The organism is Verrucomicrobium sp. BvORR106, from assembly GCF_000739655.1.
Classification (GTDB): domain Bacteria; phylum Verrucomicrobiota; class Verrucomicrobiia; order Verrucomicrobiales; family Verrucomicrobiaceae; genus Verrucomicrobium.
In genome coordinates, this window is the sequence record NZ_BATR01000208.1 from 1 (window position 1) to 609 (window position 609).

Below are 609 nucleotides of genomic sequence, written 5' to 3' on the forward strand. Positions count from 1 at the left end.
AGCAGCGGAGAAAGTCAAAAGATGGGGCAGATTGACCGGATGGGCAGCTCGCGGATCCGCACGACGCTGGTGGAAGCGGCGTGGAGGATCTGCAGGCTCAATCCGAACTGGAGGGGGGTGAGGAAATATCCCGAGGAACTGGGGCCTGAGGCCACGGTCCGTGGAGCCAGGAAGCGCAAGGCGATCGTGGCCTGCGCCCGGATGCTCATGGTTGATCTTTGGAGATTGCACGTAGGGACGGCAACGTTGGAAGGCCTGGGCTTGGAGCCAGCCACCACCTGAGAGCCGCCCTGCTGAAACACTTTCAGTCGGAGAATCTGATCGACCCAAGGCTTGGCCGCCGCAAGGTTTAGCCCGCATTACCAGAATGATCGATTCCTGACTGATCCTTGTAGCCCGCAAGGGCGAGATGCACGGCCCTGAGGGCCTGTGCGGATAGGAGCATGAGAGCAGGAGTAAAGCTGCTCAACAGCGCGTGTCGTAGACCGAGCTGCATCAAGGATCAGACGACAGAAAGAACCACGACGAACCCTCCACCCTCAAAGAGCAGCAACGCCGAAGAAAACCGCAAGTCACCTCACAAACCAATTGACCCGCCTCATAGGAGCC

1 protein-coding gene is annotated in these 609 nt (G+C 59.3%); it reads left to right on the forward strand.

Annotated features, from left to right (window positions below; all coding sequences use genetic code 11):
• The coding region (locus BV106_RS34785; RefSeq protein ID WP_038172899.1) for a transposase at positions 1-282 on the forward strand (282 nt) is incomplete at its 5' end.
• Between the last annotated feature and the right edge of the window lie 327 nt (positions 283-609).